Source organism: Oleiphilus sp. HI0066 (assembly GCF_001635725.1).
Window position 1 is genome coordinate 1 of the sequence record NZ_LWFH01001857.1, and the last position, 793, is coordinate 793.

At 44.9% G+C, this 793-nt stretch carries 1 pseudogene; it reads right to left on the reverse strand.

The window, feature by feature from the left end:
- Window positions 1-793, reverse strand: a pseudogene (locus A3738_RS28675) (DNA topoisomerase IV subunit B); the annotation flags it as partial.

Below are 793 nucleotides of genomic sequence, written 5' to 3' on the forward strand. Positions count from 1 at the left end.
CACAAGCTAAATGCGTCTTTCACTACACCCGAAATAAACGCAGCAGCCTCGCGTGAAGATAATCTTTCTTTGGTTTGACCTGAGAATTGAGGATCGCCTAACTTGGCAGATAAAACAAAACAGCTTTTATCCCAAATATCTTCTGGGCCAAGCTTTATGCCACGCGGCAATAAATTTCTAAACTCACAAAACTCTCGCATTGCTTCTAAACAGCCCGTTCTAAAGCCATTTACGTGCGTACCACCTTGCGCTGTTGGAATTAGGTTTACGTAGCTCTCTTGAGTGATTTCACCGCCTTCGGTTAACCACTGTATTGCCCAATCAACCGCTTCGCTATTGCCAGCCATCGACCCAGTAAACGGAACTTTCGGACAAGTTTCAAAGCCATCTGTCGCAGCAACCAAATAATCTTTTAAGCCATCCTCGTAATACCATTCATCCTTCNCATCCGTTTGCTTATTCTGAAAAATAACTTGCAAACCCGGACATAGAACGGCTTTTGCGCGCAAGACATGTCGAAGTCTAGAAATAGAGAATTTAACCGAATCGAAATACTGAGCGTCAGGCCAGAAATGCACTTTTGTTCCGGTATTTCGCTTACCAACGCTATCAATCACCTCTAAGCTATCGGTTTTATCGCCATCAGCGAATGCAATGCGATGTAACTTAGCATCGCGGCGGATAGAGACTTCAAGTTTTGTGGAGGGCGCATTAACAACCGACACCCCAACCCCGTGCAATCCGCAAGAGAAGTTGTAGTTATCGTTAGAAAACTTACCGCCCGCGTGTAATC